General features: G+C 36.5%; 1 protein-coding gene. It reads right to left on the bottom strand.

What is annotated here, in order from left to right:
* Positions 1 to 397 (bottom strand): RHS domain-containing protein (locus ACVC5O_RS03405; protein WP_452220058.1); only part of this gene is annotated, 397 nt, incomplete at both ends.

Raw genomic sequence — 397 nt, 5'->3', positions numbered from 1 at the left:
TTTTGCTAACTTACGTATTTTACCGTAAATATCATACTCTACTTCCCAAGTTTTTTCTCCAGAAGAATTATACATTTCAACAGGAGTCCCTAAATAATCTGTGATAATAGAGTAGGTGTCGTTAGCTGTTATTTTTGCGGCAGGTTTAAAAGTACCTTCGTCAAAAATCCAAGTGATTAAGTTATCTAGTGGTTCTGGTTTGTCTTTTTCTAGTACTCCTTCTTCGTTAATTACAAGTTTTGGTCTGTCTTTTAAATTGTATTGCCACTCGTGTAGAGGTACGTTTCCGTCCCAAATAAAGCGTGTAATTTTTGCTTTATTATCTATAGACCCTTCGACTGCGCTCAGGGAGACAATACTGCGAGATGTTGATTTTAATTTGGCAGTACGTCTGCCT

Source organism: Lacinutrix salivirga, assembly GCF_053604675.1.
This window is presented reverse-complemented; position numbering and strand designations above follow the sequence as displayed.